Origin of the sequence: uncultured Sphingomonas sp. (assembly GCF_937871615.1) — a bacterium.
Taxonomy (GTDB): Bacteria; Pseudomonadota; Alphaproteobacteria; order Sphingomonadales; family Sphingomonadaceae; genus Sphingomonas.
The window spans coordinates 63839-86057 of sequence record NZ_CALMPA010000023.1 but is presented as its reverse complement, the minus strand read 5'-3'; the positions used below and the strand labels follow the sequence as shown (position 1 = coordinate 86057).

At 62.3% G+C, this 22219-nt stretch carries 22 protein-coding genes and 1 CRISPR repeat array; of the genes, 15 read left to right on the top strand and 7 right to left on the bottom strand.

Annotated features, from left to right (window positions below; all coding sequences use genetic code 11):
* Positions 1-127: 127 nt before the first annotated feature.
* A CRISPR array of direct repeats spans positions 128-2631; the repeat unit is 22 nt; unit sequence GTCGCCTCCCGCGCGGAGGCGT.
* 21 nt (positions 2632-2652) lie between these two features.
* From Q0316_RS06645 to Q0316_RS06635, 3 genes are all read left to right on the top strand, one after another.
* Positions 2653-2805 (top strand): hypothetical protein, encoded by a 153-nt coding sequence (locus Q0316_RS06645; RefSeq protein ID WP_298670754.1) that lies wholly within the window; start codon positions 2653-2655, stop codon positions 2803-2805.
* Positions 2806-2993: 188 nt separating this feature from the next.
* Positions 2994-3884, top strand: a complete 891-nt coding sequence (locus Q0316_RS06640) for a nickel/cobalt efflux transporter (protein WP_298670753.1) — start codon at positions 2994-2996, stop codon at positions 3882-3884.
* A gap of 17 nt (positions 3885-3901) precedes the next feature.
* Complete coding sequence (locus Q0316_RS06635; RefSeq protein WP_298670752.1) at positions 3902-4168, top strand: metal-sensing transcriptional repressor; 267 nt, start codon at positions 3902-3904, stop codon at positions 4166-4168.
* Between the two features lie 18 nt (positions 4169-4186).
* On the opposite strand, the gene Q0316_RS06630 is transcribed toward Q0316_RS06635, so the two are convergent.
* From Q0316_RS06630 to Q0316_RS19710, 4 genes are read right to left on the bottom strand one after another with little or no spacing between them, the layout of a single operon-like run.
* Positions 4187-5161, bottom strand: a complete 975-nt coding sequence (locus tag Q0316_RS06630) for a hypothetical protein (protein WP_298670751.1) — start codon at positions 5159-5161, stop codon at positions 4187-4189.
* 9 nt (positions 5162-5170) lie between these two features.
* Positions 5171-6064, bottom strand: coding sequence for a DUF1259 domain-containing protein (locus Q0316_RS06625; RefSeq protein WP_298670750.1), 894 nt, complete (start codon positions 6062-6064; stop codon positions 5171-5173).
* Between the two features lie 18 nt (positions 6065-6082).
* Positions 6083-7486: a chromate efflux transporter gene (gene chrA, locus Q0316_RS06620; protein ID WP_298670749.1), complete on the bottom strand. Its 1404-nt coding sequence runs from the start codon at positions 7484-7486 to the stop codon at positions 6083-6085.
* On the bottom strand, positions 7483-7944 hold the full coding sequence (locus Q0316_RS19710; RefSeq protein WP_367179649.1) for a chromate resistance protein ChrB domain-containing protein: 462 nt from the start codon (positions 7942-7944) through the stop codon (positions 7483-7485). The genes chrA and Q0316_RS19710 overlap by 4 nt, the downstream gene beginning before the upstream one ends.
* 999 nt (positions 7945-8943) lie before the next feature.
* Between Q0316_RS19710 and Q0316_RS06610 the strand changes: the two genes are divergently transcribed.
* Positions 8944-10377, top strand: coding sequence for an integrase arm-type DNA-binding domain-containing protein (locus Q0316_RS06610; RefSeq protein WP_298670747.1), 1434 nt, complete (start codon positions 8944-8946; stop codon positions 10375-10377).
* A gap of 21 nt (positions 10378-10398) precedes the next feature.
* Here Q0316_RS06610 and Q0316_RS06605 read toward each other — a convergent pair whose 3' ends face one another.
* Entirely contained in the window at positions 10399-11091 is a 693-nt protein-coding gene (locus tag Q0316_RS06605; protein ID WP_298670746.1) for an autoinducer binding domain-containing protein, read from the bottom strand.
* A 256-nt stretch (positions 11092-11347) separates the two neighbouring features.
* Here Q0316_RS06605 and Q0316_RS06600 point away from each other — a divergent pair, with 256 nt between their 5' ends.
* The 8 genes from Q0316_RS06600 to Q0316_RS06565 all read left to right on the top strand — a co-directional run bounded on the left by Q0316_RS06600 (position 11348) and on the right by Q0316_RS06565 (position 16903).
* On the top strand, positions 11348-11773 hold the full coding sequence (locus Q0316_RS06600) for a winged helix DNA-binding protein (RefSeq protein ID WP_298670745.1): 426 nt from the start codon (positions 11348-11350) through the stop codon (positions 11771-11773).
* Positions 11774-12478: 705 nt separating this feature from the next.
* Positions 12479-12928 carry a LuxR C-terminal-related transcriptional regulator gene (locus tag Q0316_RS06595; protein ID WP_298670744.1) on the top strand — a complete coding sequence of 150 codons (450 nt, stop codon included), beginning with the start codon at positions 12479-12481 and terminating at the stop codon, positions 12926-12928.
* A gap of 31 nt (positions 12929-12959) precedes the next feature.
* The gene (locus tag Q0316_RS06590) at positions 12960-13295 is read left to right on the top strand and encodes a hypothetical protein (protein ID WP_298670743.1); all 336 of its coding nucleotides are present in this window, start codon (positions 12960-12962) and stop codon (positions 13293-13295) included.
* Positions 13296-13350: 55 nt separating this feature from the next.
* A complete protein-coding gene (locus Q0316_RS06585) occupies positions 13351-13851 on the top strand; it encodes a hypothetical protein (RefSeq protein ID WP_298670742.1) in 501 nt (166 codons plus the stop codon).
* A gap of 80 nt (positions 13852-13931) precedes the next feature.
* Positions 13932-14684: a LuxR family transcriptional regulator gene (locus Q0316_RS06580; RefSeq protein ID WP_298670741.1), complete on the top strand. Its 753-nt coding sequence runs from the start codon at positions 13932-13934 to the stop codon at positions 14682-14684.
* Between the two features lie 127 nt (positions 14685-14811).
* Positions 14812-15435, top strand: coding sequence for an acyl-homoserine-lactone synthase (locus tag Q0316_RS06575; RefSeq protein WP_298670740.1), 624 nt, complete (start codon positions 14812-14814; stop codon positions 15433-15435).
* Entirely contained in the window at positions 15432-16307 is an 876-nt protein-coding gene (locus Q0316_RS06570) for a phytanoyl-CoA dioxygenase family protein (RefSeq protein ID WP_298670739.1), read from the top strand. Before Q0316_RS06575 ends, Q0316_RS06570 begins: the two co-directional genes overlap by 4 nt.
* Positions 16304-16903: a winged helix-turn-helix domain-containing protein gene (locus tag Q0316_RS06565; protein WP_298670738.1), complete on the top strand. Its 600-nt coding sequence runs from the start codon at positions 16304-16306 to the stop codon at positions 16901-16903. Before Q0316_RS06570 ends, Q0316_RS06565 begins: the two co-directional genes overlap by 4 nt.
* A gap of 1078 nt (positions 16904-17981) precedes the next feature.
* Here the strand turns inward: Q0316_RS06565 and Q0316_RS06560 are convergent.
* Together Q0316_RS06560 and Q0316_RS06555 are read right to left on the bottom strand one after the other, a co-directional pair.
* Positions 17982-18668 carry a nucleotidyl transferase AbiEii/AbiGii toxin family protein gene (locus tag Q0316_RS06560; RefSeq protein WP_298670901.1) on the bottom strand — a complete coding sequence of 229 codons (687 nt, stop codon included), beginning with the start codon at positions 18666-18668 and terminating at the stop codon, positions 17982-17984.
* Positions 18668-18925: a hypothetical protein gene (locus Q0316_RS06555; protein WP_298670899.1), complete on the bottom strand. Its 258-nt coding sequence runs from the start codon at positions 18923-18925 to the stop codon at positions 18668-18670. The genes Q0316_RS06560 and Q0316_RS06555 overlap by 1 nt, the downstream gene beginning before the upstream one ends.
* 390 nt (positions 18926-19315) lie before the next feature.
* Between Q0316_RS06555 and Q0316_RS06550 the strand changes: the two genes are divergently transcribed.
* The 3 genes from Q0316_RS06550 (at position 19316) to Q0316_RS06540 (ending at position 22166) form a co-directional block, all read left to right on the top strand.
* The gene (locus tag Q0316_RS06550; RefSeq protein WP_298670737.1) at positions 19316-20236 is read left to right on the top strand and encodes a HEPN domain-containing protein; all 921 of its coding nucleotides are present in this window, start codon (positions 19316-19318) and stop codon (positions 20234-20236) included.
* A gap of 221 nt (positions 20237-20457) precedes the next feature.
* Positions 20458-21072, top strand: a complete 615-nt coding sequence (locus Q0316_RS06545; RefSeq protein ID WP_367179647.1) for an RNA polymerase sigma factor — start codon at positions 20458-20460, stop codon at positions 21070-21072.
* Positions 21072-22166, top strand: a complete 1095-nt coding sequence (locus tag Q0316_RS06540) for a FecR family protein (RefSeq protein ID WP_298670736.1) — start codon at positions 21072-21074, stop codon at positions 22164-22166. The genes Q0316_RS06545 and Q0316_RS06540 overlap by 1 nt, the downstream gene beginning before the upstream one ends.
* Positions 22167-22219 lie beyond the last annotated feature (53 nt).

The window sequence follows — 22219 nt, the reverse complement described above, 5'->3', positions numbered from 1 at the left end:
GGTGATATGTTATAGGCGCTTATGTTACTTGCTGGCTTCGAGGATTCGGGTGGTTTGCGCGAAATGGCGGAGGTTCGCGCAAAGATGCTTATTTCCTGCTCTTTCTCATTGTTTTAGAAGACCCGCCGTCGCCTCCCGCGCGGAGGCGTCGCCTCCCGGCGAGGGATAAGTTACGGAGCAAATTGGCGCGCGTCGCCTCCCGCGCGGAGGCGTCGCCTCCCGCGCGGGCGATCTCGAGGAGCTGATCCCAATAGGCGGTCGCCTCCCGCGCGGAGGCGTCGCCTCCCGCCGCCGGAGGGGCCGAAGGTTTATCCTTTCCAGTTGTCGCCTCCCGCGCGGAGGCGTCGCCTCCCGCTCTCGCTCGATTCGGCGACGATCATTGAACTCTAGTCGCCTCCCGCGCGGAGGCGTCGCCTCCCGCATCAGCAGCACGGTCCCCGAGGCTGATCGTCCCGGTCGCCTCCCGCGCGGAGGCGTCGCCTCCCGCCGGATCAGATCGTGGTCGAACGCGGAACATTCGACGGTCGCCTCCCGCGCGGAGGCGTCGCCTCCCGCGCGGAGGCGTGGATCGAAACATGCGTCCCGCGATGGACGCCAAGGAAGATGAAGGTCGCCTCCCGCGCGGAGGCGTGGATCGAAACCGCAACGCCGCGACGCAGCCGGCCCCGCCGATCGTCGCCTCCCGCGCGGAGGCGTGGATCGAAACCCGCTGGAGCTGATGCCGCGCGACACGCATAAAGTCGCCTCCCGCGCGGAGGCGTGGATCGAAACTCTTTTCCTACCCTGTTGCGATGGAAGCCATCGAGTCGCCTCCCGCGCGGAGGCGTGGATCGAAACGCCATCTGCGAGCGTGCATTGCTGCGTTACATCGGTCGCCTCCCGCGCGGAGGCGTGGATCGAAACTCTTCCACTTCCTCACCTATAAACAAAGCGCGGGAGTCGCCTCCCGCGCGGAGGCGTGGATCGAAACCACCACGGCGGTCTTTGATAACGGAGGCAGTTACGTCGCCTCCCGCGCGGAGGCGTGGATCGAAACGCACGCATACCGGCAGGAGCAATCATCGTCTCGCGTCGCCTCCCGCGCGGAGGCGTGGATCGAAACTGACGCAGCCAGGGCATATCCCGGCACGGGCGCGGGTCGCCTCCCGCGCGGAGGCGTGGATCGAAACATCCACCATACCGATGCGGCGACATCGCTGGCCGCGTCGCCTCCCGCGCGGAGGCGTGGATCGAAACCTCGCCCTCGACAGCCGAGATGATCGACAGCAGCGTCGCCTCCCGCGCGGAGGCGTGGATCGAAACGTGACGCATTTGACGAACTTGCCCTTGGCGTCGCGGTCGCCTCCCGCGCGGAGGCGTGGATCGAAACAAGCTGCTGCCGGCGTCGCGTCTCTGCCGCCGCATCGTCGCCTCCCGCGCGGAGGCGTGGATCGAAACCGTGCTGTATCTTCGCAGTGAAGCCGAACGCACGTCGCCTCCCGCGCGGAGGCGTGGATCGAAACCGCGATCTCCTCATCTCAATGGCGCGCTCGGTGGTCGCCTCCCGCGCGGAGGCGTGGATCGAAACTCCTTAGCGGTGAGATAGGCACGCACAGCTTCGCCGTCGCCTCCCGCGCGGAGGCGTGGATCGAAACACCCAGGCCATGACGCGCACGTCCAGCGGGCACATGTCGCCTCCCGCGCGGAGGCGTGGATCGAAACACGGTCCCGTCGGTCGCCGTGAAGGTCATGGCACGTCGCCTCCCGCGCGGAGGCGTGGATCGAAACGGCGCGATTGTGTCGCTGGCCCCCGTGGCGCTGGCGTCGCCTCCCGCGCGGAGGCGTGGATCGAAACCATGCTGCGCCGCCAGCGACCTTCGTGACGCTGCTGTCGCCTCCCGCGCGGAGGCGTGGATCGAAACCTCGGCTGGAGGCATCGATCAGCGCGGGCGCAGCCGTCGCCTCCCGCGCGGAGGCGTGGATCGAAACGGCGGCTATACTTCGCGCGTATAATAGAGATACCGTCGCCTCCCGCGCGGAGGCGTGGATCGAAACACCGTGTGGCGGATGAACTTGAACGGCTCCAGCGGTCGCCTCCCGCGCGGAGGCGTGGATCGAAACATCGATCATAACGTGATCGAGGCGAAGATACGCGTCGCCTCCCGCGCGGAGGCGTGGATCGAAACATGCGCCAACAGCAGCGCAAAACAGGCTCTATATAGTCGCCTCCCGCGCGGAGGCGTGGATCGAAACGAATATGACCGAGCCGACGGGCGCACGCCGCTGTTGTCGCCTCCCGCGCGGAGGCGTGGATCGAAACATGTCGATCCTCGCTCATCCAACTGACAGGCTAGAGTCGCCTCCCGCGCGGAGGCGTGGATCGAAACAAGCATCGCGAATTGTCTCCGAAATGAGCGGGGAGTCGCCTCCCGCGCGGAGGCGTGGATCGAAACTTCCGCCGGAAGGGCCTAAAGTTTATCCCTTTCAGGTCGCCTCCCGCGCGGAGGCGTGGATCGAAACAATGTCTTAACCAAAAGGTCCGTTGTTTCTTTGCGTCGCCTCCCGCGCGGAGGCGTGGATCGAAACCTATGCGCTGGGGCAGACGACGACCCCGCCGCCGGTCGCCTCCCGCGCGGAGGCGTGGATCGAAACTACTAGTTTGATGCGGGATATGTGTCGGTCGAGGATATGGAGGCTATTGCACACGCCAAATCCATTGCGATCAAGGTGGAGGGCAGCAGGCGTGCGGCTACCTTTGACGAGAAGGATATCGCCAAAACCTTCCTTGCGAATCTTGCGATGTTTTACGGCGAAAGGATCGCCTAGCTCTCCGTAGCCGGGCCGATGCAATCACGACCACCTTGGCCGTAGGGGAGCGAACTAGCATTTGTGGGCTGCCTCACGGTGGGAGATCCCGCAGATTCACGGAGGAGCGAGGAGGAGTAATGGCTGAATTAGCCTAATCGTATCCTAGGGGATAGGATACTAAGGCAACGACTGCTAATGCACGTTTCATGGCCTCGCTCACCGACTTGCTCCAGCAAAGCGTAGCCCATGCGTGGTTATTCGCCCCGACCGCGATCCTTCTTGGCGCGCTGCACGGCCTCGAACCGGGCCATTCCAAGACGATGATGGCGGCCTTCATCATCGCGGTGCGCGGAACGATGCGCCAAGCGGTGCTGCTTGGTCTGTCCGCCACAATCTCCCATACAATGGTGGTCTGGGTCGTCGCGCTGGGCGGCATGTGGTTGTTCGGCGGCCTCAACGCCGAAAGCACTGAACCTTATTTCCAGCTTACTTCGGGTATCCTGATCGTCGTCATCGCCGCATGGATGCTGTGGCGCACGCGCCGCGAGCAAATCGCGACCGAGCATTATCATCACGATCATGACCATCATCATGACCACGGGCATCATCACGATCATGGGCGCGACCACCATCACGGCCATGAACATCATCACGATCACGATCACGCTGAGCCGAGCGAGGGCGAAGCGCGTGGACTGGAAGTCGCGACCGGCGGTTTCGTTGATGCGGACGAGATGGCGCACGCGGAAGGCATCCGCCGTCGCTTTACCGACCGCAATGTCACCACTGGCCAAATTGTCCTGTTCGGATTGACCGGCGGCCTGATCCCGTGCCCCGGCGCGATCACCGTGCTACTGCTTTGTCTCCAACTCCAGCGGGTGGCGCTGGGCGCGGTGCTGGTGTTGTGCTTCAGCATCGGTCTGGCCATCACCATGGTCACGTCCGGTGTAATCGCCGCGGTCAGCGTGAAACAGGTTTCAAAGCGTTGGAGCGGTTTCGGCGAGATTGTCCGCAAGGCCCCTTATGCCTCGGGTGCAGTCATCATGGTTGTCGGCCTCTATGTGGCACTGCACGGATGGGCGGCGCTGCCGCGATGATGTGAGGAGTCGATCTTATGAGTCATGCCGCCAATCCTGATCTCCTGAACCGCCTGAAGCGCGCACAGGGGCATTTGGCCAAGATCGTCCAGATGGTCGCCGAAGGGCGCGATGGCTTGCAGATTGCCCAGCAGATGCAGGCCGTGATCGCCGCGCTGGACAAAACCAAGACGCTGCTAGTGAGCGATCATATCGAGCATCATCTGGAGGGGGTGGTCGGGCCGCTGCCGAAGGCCGCGCGGGATGAACTTGCCAAGCTCGGTGAACTGGCAAAATATCTCTGACGCGGCCTCTGCTCGGTTTCAGGCTTTTGGAAGGCTGAACCTAAGTGCCAAGATCGCGGCGGGATGGCCGCGTGCGGGGACCGCAACGAACAGCGTGTTCAGTTCGGGCACATAAAGGCCAGTGCGCGCACCACCGGCGGTCTGGACGCGCTCGCGGCTTCCGTCCGCCGTCATCACATCAACATGACCTGCACCGCACACCAACAGGATGCGGCTGCCCGCGAAGAACAGGTCGTCGGCATCGCCACACGCGGATCGGATCGACATGGTGCGGCCAGTCGCTGTGTCGATCGTCGCCAACGCGGCAGGCAGACGATAGGCGATCGTGATCGATTTGCCCGAAGGGTCGACCGCCAATGGGAAGTTGAGCCGATGGAGACCGGTCGTCCAGCGTGCGATTTGCCGTCCTTGGTCGATGTCGGCCGCGATGACCGAGCCATCGCCAGGCACGTTGATGTAAGCGCGCGGACCGGACAGGCGGAAGCCCTCGGGGTGTCCCGGCAGCGTCAGCCGCGCGAGAACCTTGTGACTGGACGGATCGATCGTCGCGAGCGCACCCTTGCCATAGCCGACGATCACATGGCCGTTGCGCTCATCGACCCGCACGTTGTCGGCATCGTCGCCGAGAATGATCCGCGCCAATTCGCGACGATCGGGAGCATAGAAGCGAACCGAGCCATCGCCGCAGGCGACAACCAGTTCCCGTTGTCTCGGGAGCCAGGCGACACCTTGCGGCTCGGGCAAGCCGGTGATGCGCCCCACGACCTTACCCGCCTGAAGGTCGATCTCATCGACGGTGCCGTTGGCGATCTCGGCGACGAACAGGCGATGGTCCGCCAGGTCGATCGCCAGATGATCGATGCGTCCCTTGGTATCGGGAAGCGCGATCGTCCGTTCCAGAACCAGCGGCGAATACGGATCGGTCGGCTGCGCCTGACTGCACCCCGGTAGCCCGAGGAGCAACGTCACCGCCAATGCCTTCCAACGGCTCACAACCCCGCCTCAGTTCGCTGCTACGGCCACTTGACCAAGCGCGGCGGCCAGACCGCGCGCCAGCTTCTGCGCGTCATCATTGGCCCAGAAGTGCATGAAGAACAGGCGTGGCTCGTCATCAAGCATGTGATTGTGCAGCGCCGTCACCTCGATGCCGTTCGCGCGCAGGGTGCGCAGCACCGGATTGACCTCGGCGGCGGTCAGCACGAAGTCGCCGGTGATCGCCGCCTTGCCGCCGCCGGTCGGCTGGAAGTTGATCGCCTCGCTCGATCCCATCGCGGGCGGAAGCGCCATGCCTCCCTCACGCGGCGCTTCGGCACGCGGGATGCCATAGGCATAAACGCCACCGCCGATCTTGCCCTTATGCTCCATGATCCGGTCGAGCGCGGCGGTATCGAGGTCGATCGTTTCGGGAACCTGCGGGCTGGCTGTTGGCGGAGCGGATAGCGGCGTGCCGCTGAGCGCCAGCGCGTCGTGCAGGGTCTTAGCCAACTGCGCCGGATCACCGTGCCCGGAAATGTGCATATACATGGTGTGCGGCGTGTTGCGAAGCAGGTGGTTGTGGAGCGCGGTGATCTCGATGCCACCGGCGACCAGCTTCGCCATCACTGGCTTCACTTCGGTATCGGTGAGAACGAGGTCGCCCATCACCATCACCTGATCTGTACCGTAGGGCGCGAAGGCAAGCCACGAACCGAGTGCCAGCGCGGGCTTCAAGGTCACGCCGTCAAGCGTCACCTTGAGATCGCTGCGCGGCAGGCCGATGCGATAAACCCCGCCCGGTATTTCCGCGCCGTGCTTTCCGATCGCAGCGGCAACCGTCTGCTCCCACGGCTGGGCCGCGTGCGCCGGGGAAATCAATGCCAAAGCCCCTGACAGAACCGCTACTGCATTCAGCTTCATGATATGCTCCTCTTGGGACTATGCGATCAGGACATAGGCTATGCCGAGCGCCGCGCAGGTGCCCAGCACCGGAATCATGCCGATCTTGAACCGAAAAACCGCGATCGCCGCGCCAGTCGCGAGCAACAGAGCGGGGACATTCAATGAGGCCAGAGCCGGCACATCGAACCCACGGCCTATGATGGCTACTCGGGTCACTTGTCCAAACAGAGTGTGAATCGCGAACCAGAGCGCAAGGTTCAGGATCACTCCGACGACGGCGGCGGTGATCGCGTTCAGCGTGGCCGAGAGTGCAGCATTGCCGCGCATACGCTCGATGAAGGGGGCGCCGGCGAATATCCACAAGAAGCAGGGAATGAACGTCACCCATGTGGTGAGGATCGCGCCCAGCGTGGCGGCAACGAGCGGCGGCAGCCCGTTTGCCTCGCGGAAAGCCGCAAGGAAGCCGACGAACTGCGTCACCATGATGAGCGGGCCGGGCGTGGTTTCGGCCAAGCCCAGACCATCGAGCATTTCGCCGGGCTTTAGCCAGCCATAGGTGCCGACCGCTTCCTGCGCGACATAGGCGAGCACCGCATAAGCGCCGCCGAACGTCACCATCGCCATCTGGCTGAAGAAGCTGGCGATGCGCGTGAACACATCGTTCGGGCCGAGAAAGGCGAATAGCAACCCGATCGGCACCAGCCATAGAACCAGCAGCGTTCCCGAGATTTTGAGCGACCACGCGAGATTGGGCCGGGCATGGTCCGGCAAGCCCTCGCCAAGCGCGGTGTCGCGGTCATGGACGATGTTCGTTGCGGTCGATGCATGGCCGCTGCCAACCTTGAAAGCGGAAAGACCGGCGCGGCCACCGATGAAACCCGCAAGCCCGGCCATCAGCACGATCAACGGGAACGGCGCATCGAGAAAGAAGATCGCGACAAACGCCGCCAGCGCCATCCCGCGCATGAGGTTGTTCTTGAGCGCGCGCTTGCCGATCCGCACCACCGCTTCGATCACCACGGCCAGCACAGCTGCCTTGAGTCCGAAGAACAGCCCGACGATCAGCGGCGCGTGGCCGAGCAGCACATAAATGTAGCTCAACGCAAGAATGGAGAGAAAGCCCGGCAACACGAACAATGCGCCGGCGACCAGCCCGCCTTTGGTCTTATGGAGCAGCCAGCCGATATAGGCGGCGAGCTGCTGCGCCTCGGGGCCGGGCAGCAACATGCAATAGTTGAGCGCGTGGAGGAACCGCTCCTCACCGATCCACCGCTTTTCGTCCACGAGGATGCGATGCATGACCGCAATCTGCCCCGCAGGACCGCCGAAGCTCAGCGACGCGACACGCGCCCAAACGCGGATGGCTTCACCAAATGCAATGCCGTGGTCCGGCACGGTCGCTTTGCCGTCTGCGGGCAGTTTCGTGACAGCGCCGCTCATGTCCGCACCTTGGACCGGCTCTTGGCTGGCTGATGCGACACCCAATTATGCGTTTCGTCGGTGGCGTCGCGGCACCAGCGATAGAATGCGTCATAGAGCAACATTCCGGCTTCGAGCTGCTCCAGATCATCGGCATACATCCGCGACAGGCCGAGTGAGGCGGCCAATAGACCGGCGGCTTCCGGCACGAGATCGGGCCGCCCGGTGTCCGCGCCGCGCACGATCGGGGCAAGCCTCGCAAGCGGCGCATAACCACCAAGGCCGAACGCCTCGATCATTACGTCGAAGGTGCAAGCCTCGCCGCGATGGCTCCAGACGCTTCCTTCGCCCTCAATGTCGAAGGGGGCTGCGCCGAAGCGCTCGGCAACGCCTTGCACCTCGGACGGCGCCACGAACAAGAAGATGGCGCGCGGATCGACGAAACGGCGAATGAGCCATGGGCAGGCGATCCGATCCACCTTCGGTCGCCCGCGGGTTACCCAAGCCGTCCGACCGTCAGCATCGCGGGTTGGCAATATTGTATTCGGCACCATCGGCAGGCCGCTATTAGCCCAACCGGCAACGCCGCCCTCCAATGCTTCGGCGAGTATGCCTTCATGACGGAGACGGGCGGAGACGCCTTGGCTCAATGCTCCACCGTCGCGGCAGACGATTACGGTGGAACGTCCTCGGAACCCGGCAGCCCAAACGCCGATGTCTGTGGCAGAGCGCCGCAGCGTTCCGGGGATCAGGAGCGGTTCGGCAGCGAATTCTTCTTCGGGCCGAACGTCAATTATGACCGGCCCGGTCGGGATACCGATCAGGCGAGCGAGTTTATCCGACGAGATCGTATTGAGAATAGGCATAGCGCGTCCTCCGACAGAAGCAGGACGCGATTCTTCAGCCTGTCGCCTCGTGGGGAGATCGCATTCCCCATGCTCCCATTAGATAGCCCGTCCCGATCCGTGTCAACCGCTGCTTTTGATCGCAAGCGTTCCGCATTAAGCCAGGCTGAGTGTCGCTTCGGCAGGGAGGCGGGGTAGTCTTCGTCGAAGGAAGATTCAAAAACAGACAAATGGCAGGGCGGTGGGATTCGAATCCACGGTGCAGATGCTCATATGCCAGTTCTCAAGAGGACTTGTCTGATCGATTAACGCAGCGGTCCCATTTTGACGCCGCGCCGGGACATAAGGGTGGTTGCTGTGAGCGGGATTCCCCATGCTAGCGCGTTCGCTGTGCCGCTAGCATAGTGCTAGCATGGAAATGTTAGCGGTCCGTGCCACTGCGCCGAACCTTCCATAATCGCTTGGTTTTATTGGTGAAAAATGGTGGACGCACTAGGGCTCGAACCTAGGACCCGCTGATTAAGAGAGAGTGGATTCACGCATTCTACGGTGAACTTCGCCGAACATCCCTTCACATCTCCGCCATAAAAAGCACTATTTCTCCTTGTGTTAGAGAGATTATGTGGCAAGATCGTGAACATTGGAGTGATTGGCATCACTCGCAATTTGTTGCACGTTTTGTTGCACGAAATCGAGGCGGATGTGGCGACGACGAAAATAAGCGATCCTTGGCTTCGCGGGCTCAAAGCCGCGAAACCGGGCAAGTGGGACGAATGGCTGGACAAGGCCGAAACCGGATTGACGGTAATGGTCAATTCCAAGCGCCGAATTCGATTCTGTTTGATCGCACGCTTTCCGCGCGAGGACGGGAGTATCGGGAATCCGGTGCGACGAGTCTTGGGCGACTATCAGCCTCGCGATTCGAAGGATCGCGTGTTTGTCATCAGGAAGGGCGTACCCGCCCTTACCCTAGACGAGGCGCGCCAGAAGGCGCGGGAGTGGAAGTCCGCCCTCGCGGCGGGTGTCGATCCTAGCAGACCGCTTGAAGAGAATGCGCGAGAGTCACCGGAATCCGCGCCGACTGTTGGGGAGGTGTTCGGGGAATTCTTCAAGCGTCATGTCATGAAGGAGGGGCAGAAGGATCGGAGCGGCCAGCCGCTCGCTCCGCTTCGATCAGCCGATGAGATCAAACGGATCTTCGACCACTATATCTTGGCGGACCTAGATGGAAACGATCGCTGGCGCGATCGTCCGATCACTTCCATCACGCGCAAGGAGGTAACGGGCCTCCTCGATACAATCAGCGACTCCAGCGGCGCCGTGCAGGCTGACGGCGTCCTTGCCCAACTGAGCTCGATGCTTGGCTGGTATGCAGCCCGCGAAGACGATTTCGTGTCGCCAATCGTCCGGGGAATGAAGCGCACCAAGATTTCGGAGCGGAAGCGAAAACGAATCTTGTCCGATGAGGAGATCCGCGTTTTTTGGTCGGCGACCGCAACCCAGGGAACCTTCGGCGCTTTCTGTCGCTCGCTGCTTTTGACCGCCCAGCGACGCGAGAAGGTGCGGGTCATGCACCATGATTCCATCGCGGACGATGGGCTTTGGAGGATAGATTCGGAGCAGCGGGAAAAGGGTAATGCCAGCTCGATCCGGCTTTCCCCGCAGGCGATGCGGATCATTCGCAAGCAGCCTATAACGGCCACGCGGCCGTATGTATTTCAGGGTCGCTTGGCCGGGCCGATCAACGGGTTTACCAAGGACAAGGCTGCGCTAGACGCCAAGATGGCCGAGATAGCGGGATATCCGATTGCCCGTTGGGTGCTGCACGATCTCCGTCGCACCGCGAAAACGCTTATGGCGCGTGCTGGCGTGCCGCGAGACATTTCCGAACGCGTCCTGGGGCATGCGATCGAAGGCGTCGAGGGCGTCTATGACCAATACAACTATTTCGACGAGAAGAGCGAAGCCCTTAAAAAATTGGGGAAATTGGTGGATCAGATTCTGAAGGGGACGAACGATACTGCCGCGATGAGGAAGCAGCGACGGGTGCCAGCGACCGGGCGTTAGCGCCATGCCGCTGCATCGATGCTAAACGACAGGCCTGATCTCGGAAAAGGAGATCAGGCCGTCCCGCAGTGCGTGAAAGAGAAGCTGCTGGCGGTTGAATACGCCGTAGCGCCGCATCGCCTCGGTCAGGTGGTAGTGAACGGTCGCCGGGGAAAGCGCGAGAATTCGTCCAGTCTCCCATTCCGTCTTCCCGGCGGCGGAGAGTGCGACGCAGTCGATCTGGCGGTCGGTTAGGCGAGGGGGGCCGTGCGTTCGCGGCGGGCCTTGGACAAGCTCGCGCGCTTCTTGGTATGCGAATGTTGCAATCACATGGGCAGCGGCCTTGTCCTCGATTGTGGCGACCTTGCGATCGGCGGACGCAAATGTGCAGGCCGCAAGTCGTTCTCCGGGCATGTGCAGCGGAACGGTCAGTCCGTCCCTGATCCCGAATCGCCGTGCTTCGCTCAGCATCCGGCGTTGTCGCTTCGTCACCGGAATCAGGCTGGGAATAGAGTCCCAGCCGAATGGCGCCCCATAGCGATGGCTTGTCGTCACCACGGGGTCGAACCGATGATATCCTCGCGAGATGAACCGCTCCATCCAATCGCCGCGGTAAGTGCATAGCGCGACGACATTTTCGAGCGATCCGCTTAGATCGACATGCTGGACCAGCGCGAAGCAATCGTAGCCGAGCTCGAGGGCGGCGGATTGAAGCAAGGCGACCAGATCGGCCACCGATCGAGCGTCGAGGACGCTGCCGAGAAAAAACTTCAGTCGCGAGCCAACATGCAAGGCGGCACCTCATGATGCAAGATTAGTTGATCTCCCGGCTGCCGCGTTTTCGATTGTGCCCGCATTCCCCATCGGTTCCGCTGGGTTTCATCTCGCAACTTTTTAGGGAAACCTGAAAGACGCCTGGGCATGCAGGGGTCGGCCGCCGAGCTGCCCTGCGCCTGAGCCGGGACGACCCGCCACGAAGAAAGGGGAGCTTATGTGGAAGGATCAGCGTAGCAGCCACCAATCGGGCGAGAGCCAACCCCGAGGGTCGGCCTCCTATGTGTCGATCGCGGAGGCGATCCTTGCCGCAAGGCGAAAGTTCGGTCGCTCGTTCGGTTTTGATCTGGCGACCGACGCGGCCGGAGACATGCTCCTTTATCTCTACATTCGTGAGCATGAGGGAAGATCGACTTCGCTATCGGCACTATGGGGCGCGTCGAACGTCGCTTACAGCACCGCGCGGCGATGCGTCGCCGAGATCGAGCAGCGCGGTATCGTTCAGCGGGTGCCGGATCCGACGGATGGTCGACGCTATCTGGTCCGACTCACGGCCGCTGCACGTCAACAAATCGAGGCCGGCCTCGATCTGATAGGGGAGGCTGCGGCATGCGCAGGCTTTGTCGAACCGATCCCGAAATAGCACGGGTCAAGCCGCGGGTTAGGCCAGCGAGCCAGAAACTCGGTCATCATGAAAATCCCCCGGATAGAACTCGTTGAACAGCAGCAGCGACCGCCCAGACGATCGCCATTGCTGTTGTTCACCGTGAGGAAAGGGGCGTCAATAACCGCCGCGTGACCTCTTCGACTGGGGCTTAAGGCGCGCCGGACCCTGGAGACAATTGCCAATTTATGCAACGCAGCGGGCGAGCTTCCCCTATAGATTGTGCGCCGCGAAGCGCGTTCGTTCAAACTCTATGCGACTGACGCTGGCCCGCCTCGCCGGAAACGAGCCATAACGAGGTCCATTGCTTGAACCGACATGCGCCCTGATCACGCTGAACGTCGCGGCCGCATCGCGATTCATTGTGCGTTGCTCTGGGATGGAGGGGTAGATCGCCGTAATTGAGCCAGGTCCCGTCGATTAAGATGTAACGGAGTCGCGGCGCGGGTGCGGTCTCGGCCAGATGGGCCGAGCAATCCACCTACGAAGATCAGCTATCTATCGCTGGGGATCGCTCGTATGCGCAGTAATTGAGTGGGAGCGGCCCACGCGCATCATTGCTGGCACTGCATGAGACCTGTATGTCTTATCGGACAAGGGGGAAGCGGTGGCCAGAAAGTCGGGAGTCTTTTGGTTCGGAGCACTATCTGCCCGTCACCGGACTGGTGACAAGAAACCAAAATAATGTCGCGCGACGGCGCACCTGAGATCCCGGACGGTCGCTTTGCCAGGCTGACCGACCGCCAAAAGAAGTATCTTCGCTATGTCTTCCAGCACAAGACATCGGATGAGATCGCGCATTTGGAGGGTGTCAGCGCCCGCGCGGTCGACAAGCAGCTTCACCTCGCGAAGGAGGTGCTCGGCGCCACGAGCCGGTTTGAGGCGGCGAGGATGTTTGCCGAGTTCGAAGCAGGGGTAGAAAGACTCTACCCTGCAAGCGTTCTACCTTCCCGGCCCGAATTCTGGCCGCTTCCATTGCCGGTGCCGACCAAGCGGACGGCGCTGAATGCTCTGTCGTGGCGACAGGTTCTGGCATGGGGCATGATCATTGGGATCGCCACCCCAATCGCCGTGACCGTCGGTGCAATGGTGCTCATCGCCATCTCGCTTCTGCTCGGCATCAACTCAAAGTGAGCGGCGCCTCCCGGGGCCGTTGGAGATACACATGGAAAAGCTGAAGAATACCAGCAGGCTTATCGCAACGGAGCTGCGCCGGGCGGAACGCTCGATCAATCTCGCTCAGCGCGACGTAGCCCAATTCCTGCTTTCGACGCTGGATGCCACGGAGGCGCATGAGCTATCGCCCGCTGTCTCGCATCGTACGGTGCGGGCGACGCTCGATACGCTCGTCGCCCTCGCCGACGGCCAGGGCAAGATGTCGATCCGCGCGCACCTCAGCGCCGAGCGCGCTGGCCGCGATGTCGGGCTCGATGTCACCGCGTGGGGCTCCGGCTCGCCGAAGCCTGCGCTCGCGAACATGGAAGAGGCCGAGGCGGCGTGAATCGAGCGCGACCTGGTCGATGACTTCGGGATGGCTCCTCGCGGGAACCTACAATGTGGTGCTGCTTGGGGTGTGCGGCTGCGCATTCCTGCTGGGCGGCCGTCCCGAGCGGATTGGCGCCAGCATCAATTTGCTGGCGTCGTTTGCGACCACGGGCCTTCGGCTGGCCGATCCCCATTTCAATATGCCAGCCGATGCTGCCGTGCTTGGCATTGATGTGAGCGTCGCCGTCGGGTTCTTTTGGCTGGCGATAGCCACGATCCGGTTTTGGCCGATCTGGGCGTTCGGGTTCGCCGTCGCCAACCTCGGCACCAGCGCGGCCGGTGGCTGGCTTCCGCAGGTTTCGGTCTTTGCCTATCTCACGGGCCTCGGAATCTACGCGTATCTAGCCCTTGGCGCCTTGCTTGTCGGGACGCTGTGCCTGCCGCGTAATGCGGGTCCATGGGTCCGACGAGGGATGCGACGCCACCCGGCTTCGGCGAAAGGCCGACCAGTTTCCGAATGCCCTGCCGATCTGAATGAAGTCGAACGACCCGAGGCTCAACGTGACAATTGAAGCTGGGGGTCCCGAAAGAGTGAAAGGCGTGCCAAGGGGAACTTGCGGGTTGGATACGCGCCCACGGCCGAAGCGGCTATATGCGTATCGAATTTGCGGAAACGCTTGGACGGCGAATCCAGTCTGCGATCTCGGCGGATGACCTCCATGAGGCTTTGGCTCGGTCCGCGCGCGATATGGGATTCAATCATTTCGCCTTGTCCCTTGAAATAGGGTGTGGGGGCGAGACCGGCGCGTCGATCCTCCTACACGACTACCCGGCATCCTGGGCGGACGTCTATGTCGGTTCGAATCTCGGTGCGACGGATCCGATCCGGCGTGCCGCGGAACGCAGCCTTCTCGGGTTTCGTTGGGACCGGGTGTCAACCCTGATACCTGTCAGCGACGAGGAACAGGCGATGTTCGAGACCGGGCGTCGCCACGGAATAGCCGATGGCTATACTATCCCGCGCCATCTTCCCGGTGAGGTGACAGCCTCGTGCAGCTTCGTGATCTGTCCGGGCGGATCTCTCCCCGAGCAGATGTTGCTGGTCGCGGAGCTGATCGGCGCCATGGCGATAGCGAGCGCGCGCTATATCGCCGGTTGGGTGCCGCCCGCCTCCCGCCCGAAGCTTACCGATCGCCAGCGGGATTGCGTCTTGTGGGCCGCACGCGGGAAAACCGATTGGGAAATCTCGCGCATCCTCGGAATAAGCCATGACACGGTCATTACCCACCTCAAGGAAGCGCGGGAGCGTTACGACGCGCGTAAGCGCGCTTCGCTGATCCTGCGCGCCCTATTCGACGGTTTGATAAGCTTCGGCGACATCTTCCGATGGCGGGAAACGCTCTGAATCCCGGCGTGGCAGCCTCTTGGCGAGGTTGCTGCGGTCGCCTGCCGCCTCCCCATTTCTTGGTATATGCCGGAGATTGCAACCGATGCTCTCCTCTGCGCGCGGATGATCCGCGTGGGAGAGCAAGATGTTGCGAGCGGTTGAAGGAGGGGCGGCAGTCGATCGGGACGTGGCGCTACGGGCGATGTTCCGAGCGCGGAAGGAGGTGTTCATCGACCTGCTGAAATGGGACCTCCCGGTCCTCGCCGACGAGTTCGAGGTGGATCAGTTCGATGATGCGGATGCCGAGTATCTAATCCTCATGGACGGGGAGGGCAGTCACCGCGCCTCGACCCGGCTGCTGCGGACGGATCGGGCGCATCTGCTGGGCAACCTTTATCCCCATCTCTGCGCCGGTCCGGTCCCATCGGGGCCGACGATCCGGGAGATCACGCGCTTCTGCCTCGATAGAAACCAGCGCGCGGCCGAGCGACGGAGCGCGCGCAATCAGCTCGTGACCGCGCTCGCCGAGCATGCGATGGCGCAGGGTATAACGGCCTATACCGGCGTCGCCGACGTCGAGTGGTTCGAGCAGATTCGCCGCTTTGGGTGGGTCTGCGAGGCACTCGGCCAGCCGGTCCGCCATGAACGCCAGTGGCTGACCGCGCTACATATCAGGATCGAAGCAGACACCGTCGAGCGGCTGCGCGAAGGCGGGGCCTACGAACAATTGCGTCTTGCCCTCGCGATGCCGACGGGAGGTGCCCGATGAGCACGGTCACCTCGTTCATGTCCGATGCCGCTGGTTGGTCGGAGCAGTTGCTGCGCGAGGGCTATTGCATCATCCCCGACGCCCTGCCGCGCTCTGTCCTCGGTGCATTGCAGGCGGATCTGGAGACGGATTTCCGCGCGACGCCGATGTGCCAGGGGCGGTTCTACGGCGAGCGGACGAAAAGGTTCGGCAGCCTGCTTCGTCGATCGGCACGGACCTCCGCGCTGATGCTAAATCCAACGATCCTCACGATGGTGGAGGCGGCGCTCGGCGGTGCCTGCGATCGGATTCAGCTCAACGTAGCCCAGGCGATCGAGATCTATCCTGGCGAGGCGCGTCAGTTGCCGCATCGCGATCATGACATGTGGCGGGGCGAGAAAGGGGCGCATGAATATCTGGTCAACGTGATCTGGCCGCTTTCGCCGTTCCGGCGTGAGAACGGGGCGACGCTGATCTATCCGCGCAGCCACGGGCGCGATGGAATGGCGCGCGAGGATCTAGGCGAGCCGATCGCCGCCGAATGTGATCCCGGCGCGGCGATCTGCTTCCTGGGGTCGACCGCCCACGGGGCCGGCGCGAACACGACCGATCTGCCGCGCCGCGGCATTGTCATCGGCTATTGTCTCGGGTGGCTCCGATCTTATGAAAACCAGTCGCTGGCCTATCCGCCGGCCATCGCGCGCACCTTTCCGCGTGAGCTTGCCGAGTTGGTCGGCTACGTCCAGCACCGCCCAAATCTTGGAAATTACGAGGGCCAGTGTCCCTCGATCCTTCTGGGCGACAATGTGCCGGAACGGATCGGAGCGATCGACGCGTTACGGCCCGATCAGGAGGCAATGCTTGCGACCTTCGCCGACGAGAGCGAGCCATGAGCCCCGCCCACGTCCTCGAGCCGACCTATGACGCGCTTCGGCGGCGGCTGGTGGCGGGCGATTGGCCGCCGGGTTATCGGCTCGAGGCGATGCGGCTGGCAGATGAGCTGGGAGTGAGCATCACGCCCGTCCGCGACGCCCTAAATCGCTTGACCGGCGAACGCCTGGTCGAATCCGAGCCGGGGGAGGGGTTCCGGGTGCCCCGGCTTGACGGCGGCGATCTGCGAACCACGTTCGCTTGGCACCACCGCCTGATGACGATCGCGATGCGATGGAGAACGGGAAAGTTGCTCGCGATCGAGATTCCGCAGGGGCATGGCGGGATTGGCGAGCGCACGGCCCTGTTGTTCGGTTCGATAGCCGCCACCGCCGGCAACGCCGAATTGAACCGGGCGGTGAGCCAGGCCGCCGCCCGGCTCAATCCGTATCGAAAGGAGGAGGCAACGGTATTCACCGATGTCGCGGATGAGCTCGCGGAGATGGAGCAGCTCGCACGGGGTCCGGCCCGATCGCCGCTGGTGAACGCGATCGGTCGATATCATGACCGGCGCGAGCTGGCGGCAGACCGGCTCGCTCACCTGCCGAAGGACGAGTGACTGCCGCCTGCTGGCCTCCCGGCCGCCGAAATGACCGAGTGGTGACAACGCGCGTTGGATGCGCGCGCCGGCGCCTTTAGCTCTCGCCTGGACATACGCGCCAGCTACCCGGTCATGCTTCCGAAGGGGGGCTTCGGATGCCGATCGAGATTGGGCGCGCTGAGGTCGGTCAGCAAGCTAAACCGTTGCCAAATTGGCGAGTATTTTACCGTGATTGGTGGTGATCGAGGAAGGTTTCGGACGTGCATCGTGGCCAACCTGTTGTTAGATCGTTCTCATGCGGAACGATCTCGATCCTGCCCCTTCCCCCAAGCCCAGCGAGCCCGCGCGGTCGGCTTCAGAGGCCGAGGTGCCCGCGGCGGGAACGGAGCGCAAAGGCGAGAAGACTGGCGCGAGGGAAGTATCTCTCACCGAACCCCCGCACGGGTCGCACCTCCCGGTTACGGCAAGCGGCCGCAACGGAATTCCCCGTCTCGCCCCAAGAGAAGACGCAATCGTCGACCTAGAGTTGGTCAACGCCCTTCGGGACGAGAGTCCTTGACGCCGCGCTTGGCATAACGGCCACGCTCGGGTTTCTCGACACCAACGCGCGGCTGTCGCGGTTGCGGGCACTTTGGGCCTCGGTGTCGGGTGAAGCGATCGTGCTTCGTCGCCGAGCAGCAACGGGTGCGCCGGAGCCTAAGTTACATTGATATCCACCTGCCATGTTATGCAGTGAGAAAACCAATCCGATATGATGCAAATGCCGTGCTGCGGAGTTTCCACGCTCCCAGGGGTGCCCTCGCCTTGAAGCTGCTCCTCATGGAAGGCGAACGATATATCGGAGGTTGTGGGAATGCCTTGTCCAGCAAAAACTGACGCAAATCCGCTGCCCCGACCGATCTGTTTTCCGGGCGCTGAAGTGCTTTCATGGCCATCGGAAAGTCTGGATGGCTTAACAAACTGATCAATGCGAGCCGGGCACGCATCTCTTCAAGTTCTGACGCTTTTTTCACGGGCCGCGCCTCCCTGGTCGTTCATATGGTATCGGAGAATAATGGCAGCGACAACCCGCAGTCGCGATACGCCGGATCGCCCCCTAGCTTGATCGTGCTGACGAAAGCGCCGCTTCGAGGGTCGCGTGGCTGATTGCTTGGGCTTCCGCTACCAGATGAGCCCTTGTATCGCGATACATCAACTGACCAACGATCGACCGCACGTAATCAGGATTGGCCTTATCGACGGTGGCGAGCGCCGCCGCGCAGCGCGCAGCGCCGCATTGGCTGAGCGCCGCGATCGCATAGGCGGAGCCTGAATGTTCGACCACAGCCGCCAGATCGAACATATCGCGTGGCTGGAAGCTCGTGCCGCGGAAATAGACCTTCTTCGCGATGATCTCGGCCGGCCTTTCGAGCGCCACTCGCTGGCCGCGAAGCTCTCGCCGCTCGACCGGATTATCCACGATGCTTGTCGAGCAGATGAAATCGATCTCGCCGACACCCGCGTAAGCGAGCTTGAGCGCGCCGGCTCCGTCGGTCTGATAGCCGTCCGGCCGCCGGGAAAAGGCGTAGCCCTGCGTTTCCGGGTTCAGGAACGGCAGCACTTGGGGATCGTCGAGGAAGATATCGATGTCGTGGCTTTCCCGATGGTCGATCTGGAGCATCAGCGCGGTCCCCCCGCCAAAGCTCCAGTCTGGCGCGAACCCCTGAGCCGCCTGGAAATGACCGAGAATCTCGATCGCCAGATCGAACAGCAGCGGCCATTGGCTCGGCCGATGGGCCGCCATCAAGCGGCCAGCGGGAGCGTGTAGCCCGAGAGCTTGGCAATCCGCGTGGCGACTGCACCTGCCTTGGCCGCGTCCACGCCCATCTCCTTGATGAACTGCTTCTGGACAGGCGCGCTGACCTCGGAAAAGAATGCGAACACCGACGCGACGCCCACACTCGCGGGGTCCGCGATCATCTCGGCGAGCTGATGCGCGGAAAGGTTCGCGCCATAAGGCGCGTTCACCGTTGCCAGCACTTGGGTCGCCACGTTCGTCATCGTCAACCTGTTCGCGCGATCCGGTGGGATCGCTGTCGCAATATAGACTCGGTGGGGTGGCAAGACAATAATTGGGCCGAATGGTAACGGGGTCATTCCCGATCTGGCAATTGGGATACCGGTCGATGATGCATCGAGCGTCCGCGCGTAGCTCCGTCAAGCCACCTCTACCCCGCGATCCATGTCGGAGTAACTGGGCTTTGAAACTTTGTGTGGCTTGTCGTCCATGCGCCGGACTCGGCGCCTTCAGACGCGATCCGAAGCTGGGATCGTCGGGGGCCCGGCAACGGTCTGGCTCCTAACAATTTTGCGAGCTTTTTGGTGCAATTGGAGGCGATCAGGGATGGTTTCGGACGTGCATCGATGCCGATATGTTGCTAGACTGTTCTCATGCGGACCGATCTCGATCACCTTCCTGCCCAAAAACGCCGAGAGCTTGAGCGCGTGGTCCAGATCGTGTTCGAGGAGTTCAACGACGCCGTCGCGCTGGCGAACAAGGAATGGAAGAAGAAGGGCCGAATCGAGAAGATCATCCTCTATGGCAGCTATGCACGGGGCGGCTGGGTCGACGAACCGCATACTGCGAAGGGCTACCAGTCGGACTACGATCTGCTGATCATCGTCAATGACAAGCGGCTCACCGATCGCGTCGATTACTGGCTGAATTTGGAGGAGCGGCTCAACCGCGAGCTGGCGATCACGAAGGCGCTGCGCACGCCGGTCAATTTCATCGTCCACACGCTTCAGGAGGTGAACGACGGCCTCGCGCACGGCCGCTATTTCTTCATGGACGTGAAGCGTGACGGCATCGCGATCTACCAGACGCTTCCGACGGAGCTGCACGAGCCGAAGCCGAAGACGCCGCCGAAGGCGCTGGAGATGGCGCGGGAGTATTTCGACGAGTGGATGCCAGCGGCCTCGGGGATGCTCGAAACCGCAGTCTTCAGCCAGAAGCAGGGCCGGTTGAAGGACGCTGCGTTCCTAATGCACCAAGCGACGGAGCGACTTTACAATTGCGTCCTATTGGTCGTCACCTTCTATACCCCGCACATCCACAATATCGGCTTCCTGCGCACGCAGGCGGAGCGCCTCGATCGTCGGCTGGTCGATGCCTGGCCGCGCGAGAACCGCTTCGAGCAGCGCACTTGGGAGAAGCTCAAAGATGCCTATGTGAAGGCGCGCTATTCAAAGCATTATCGGATTTCTGAGGCAGAACTCGAATGGTTGCGTCGCCGTATCGAGGAGCTTGGTCGCGTAGTGCATGAAATCTGTTCCGAACGGATCGCCGAACTCGAAAAAGCCGCTGCATAAGCCCCTCCAATTCGCCGGTTCATATTGCATTTTCGATCGGCATGAATCATTCTCGACCATCGCCGCGGCATTCTGGCTGTCGCGGGATTTGACCATAGCCAGGCATTATTCACGACAGACCATCGCGGTCCGTCGGCCGCACCGAAATCACGGCGCCGATTGTCGCCTGATGGCGGCATGGCCCTGGGGTTGCGGCGGCCCGACACCGTTCGGGCTGGACGATGCCGCGTAAGGTTTTTTCCGTGTCCTCCTCACCCGTTTCGCCGAACCGGATGCCGATCTCTATGCCGTCTGGCACCTCTAGCGGCCGCTCTGAGATCGGAGTGGAGGCTGAGCCCGCGCAAGTGCCAGGCCTGGAGGAAACATTTCGGACCGAGCGAGATCGGCTGCTTCGTTATCTGGGTCGGCGCATAGGTTGGGACCAAGCGCCCGATATGATGCAGGAGGTGTTCCTGCGCGCTGCTGGGAGCCAGCAGGCCGGGCAGATTGCCAATCCGGTTGCCTTTATCAGACGGATCACTCGGAACATGCTTATCGATCGAGCGCGCCGACGGGAGACGAACAAGGTCGTGATATTCCCGCTCGATGATCAACGCGATCTCAGTGTCCCACCCGAACAGGGGTTGGCGATTGAAGCCAGCGACCTTCTTCGGGTCTATCACGATGCCGTAGAGCGCTTGCCAGAAAAGACTCGTCGCGTATTCCTGCTCAGCAGGGACGAGCACCTGCCGAATCGGCAGATTAGCGAGAGGTTGGGGATCACGGTGAGCACTGTCGAATATCATATGACACGCGCCCTTGCCTTCATCGCGTCCGCGGTGGAGGCTCACCGGTAATGGTTGAACCTTGGGAGGACGGAACTGAGCCGTCATCGTTGAAGATCGAGGCCGCCGCGCTGATCACGCGCGTCCTCAGCGATCCGACGGATCAGAATCTCGCTGCATGCAAGGCTTGGTACGACCGGGGTGAGCAACATCGCAGCGCGTTTTCTTCGGTCATCTTCACCGCGCCCGTACCTGATGAGGTTCGGCGCCGCATCGAAACAGCGCTGGGGCAGAATTTCCCGACGTTGCCAGGTCTGCCGAACGGACAACAAGCCGCGCCGGCTAGTGAGCGCGCTGCAACTCAGCCAAAACCGTGGGGGAACAACCGGTCGAGAACCGATCGATTGGCGCGGCCGCGCACGCGGGTGCAACGTGCCATCTGGATCGGCATAGGCGCAACCGCCTCGGCGGCGATTATTGCTCTCGCGATTGGCCTGACACCTAATCTCACGACCGGGCCGATGCTAACGTCCGCGAAGGCCGAGAATTTCGAGACCGGGCATGGCGTAATTCGGACCTTTTCCTTGGCCGATGGCACCGCGATGACGCTCGACTCCGACAGTCGCGTCGAGGTCACAATGGATCGCGCGCGCCGACACGCCCTGCTTCGTCAAGGTCGCGCTCGCTTCATCGTGAAGCAGGATTCTAGGCCGTTCACGATCGAAGCCGCTGGCGGTGAAGTCGTTTCCGATCATGCCACTGTCGACGTCGAACTGGATAGCGCTCACCGGGTGGACGTTCGGTTGCGCGAGGGCGTGGCGAACGTGCAATCGGGCGGAGAGGCGGCACAGCCCTTGGTGATCGACCGGCCGATGACTTACTCCTCAGAGAACCCTCGCGCGTCGGCGGACGCCGCTCCGCCGGCTGAAACGCGCGATTGGCCGGAGGGCTGGGCGGACTATCGAACCGTCTCGTTGGCGAAGCTGATCGGCGAGGCAAACCGATATGCAAAGACGCCGATCATCCTCGACGATCCTGATCTTGGCTCATTGCAGGCGACGGGGCGGTTCAAGCTTACCGACACCGAGACCTTCGTGTCGCGGATCGCCGAGCCGTTTGGATTGAGGGTGACCCATCGTAAAGACGGAATACACCTGAGCCGATAGATCTGGCCATCCCGCCGGGGTCGTTCGAAAAATCGCGTCAAAGACTTGACCCT

Excerpts from the sequence above, each read along its gene's own strand:
- Q0316_RS06575 (WP_298670740.1), top strand. The coding sequence starts at position 14,812 with ATGTTGCGAGCGGTTGAAGGAGGGGCGGCAGTCGATCGGGACGTGGCG.
- Q0316_RS06570 (WP_298670739.1), top strand. The coding sequence starts at position 15,432 with ATGAGCACGGTCACCTCGTTCATGTCCGATGCCGCTGGTTGGTCGGAG.
- Q0316_RS06540 (WP_298670736.1), top strand. The coding sequence starts at position 21,072 with ATGGTTGAACCTTGGGAGGACGGAACTGAGCCGTCATCGTTGAAGATC.
- Q0316_RS06560 (WP_298670901.1), bottom strand. The coding sequence starts at position 18,668 with ATGGCGGCCCATCGGCCGAGCCAATGGCCGCTGCTGTTCGATCTGGCG.
- Q0316_RS06635 (WP_298670752.1), top strand. The coding sequence starts at position 3,902 with ATGAGTCATGCCGCCAATCCTGATCTCCTGAACCGCCTGAAGCGCGCA.
- Q0316_RS06555 (WP_298670899.1), bottom strand. The coding sequence starts at position 18,925 with ATGACGAACGTGGCGACCCAAGTGCTGGCAACGGTGAACGCGCCTTAT.
- Q0316_RS06580 (WP_298670741.1), top strand. The coding sequence starts at position 13,932 with ATGCGTATCGAATTTGCGGAAACGCTTGGACGGCGAATCCAGTCTGCG.
- Q0316_RS06545 (WP_367179647.1), top strand. The coding sequence starts at position 20,458 with ATGCCGCGTAAGGTTTTTTCCGTGTCCTCCTCACCCGTTTCGCCGAAC.
- Q0316_RS06565 (WP_298670738.1), top strand. The coding sequence starts at position 16,304 with ATGAGCCCCGCCCACGTCCTCGAGCCGACCTATGACGCGCTTCGGCGG.
- Q0316_RS06590 (WP_298670743.1), top strand. The coding sequence starts at position 12,960 with ATGGAAAAGCTGAAGAATACCAGCAGGCTTATCGCAACGGAGCTGCGC.
- Q0316_RS06640 (WP_298670753.1), top strand. The coding sequence starts at position 2,994 with ATGGCCTCGCTCACCGACTTGCTCCAGCAAAGCGTAGCCCATGCGTGG.
- Q0316_RS06550 (WP_298670737.1), top strand. The coding sequence starts at position 19,316 with ATGCGGACCGATCTCGATCACCTTCCTGCCCAAAAACGCCGAGAGCTT.
- Q0316_RS06595 (WP_298670744.1), top strand. The coding sequence starts at position 12,479 with ATGTCGCGCGACGGCGCACCTGAGATCCCGGACGGTCGCTTTGCCAGG.
- Q0316_RS06625 (WP_298670750.1), bottom strand. The coding sequence starts at position 6,064 with ATGAAGCTGAATGCAGTAGCGGTTCTGTCAGGGGCTTTGGCATTGATT.
- Q0316_RS06600 (WP_298670745.1), top strand. The coding sequence starts at position 11,348 with ATGTGGAAGGATCAGCGTAGCAGCCACCAATCGGGCGAGAGCCAACCC.
- chrA (WP_298670749.1), bottom strand. The coding sequence starts at position 7,486 with ATGAGCGGCGCTGTCACGAAACTGCCCGCAGACGGCAAAGCGACCGTG.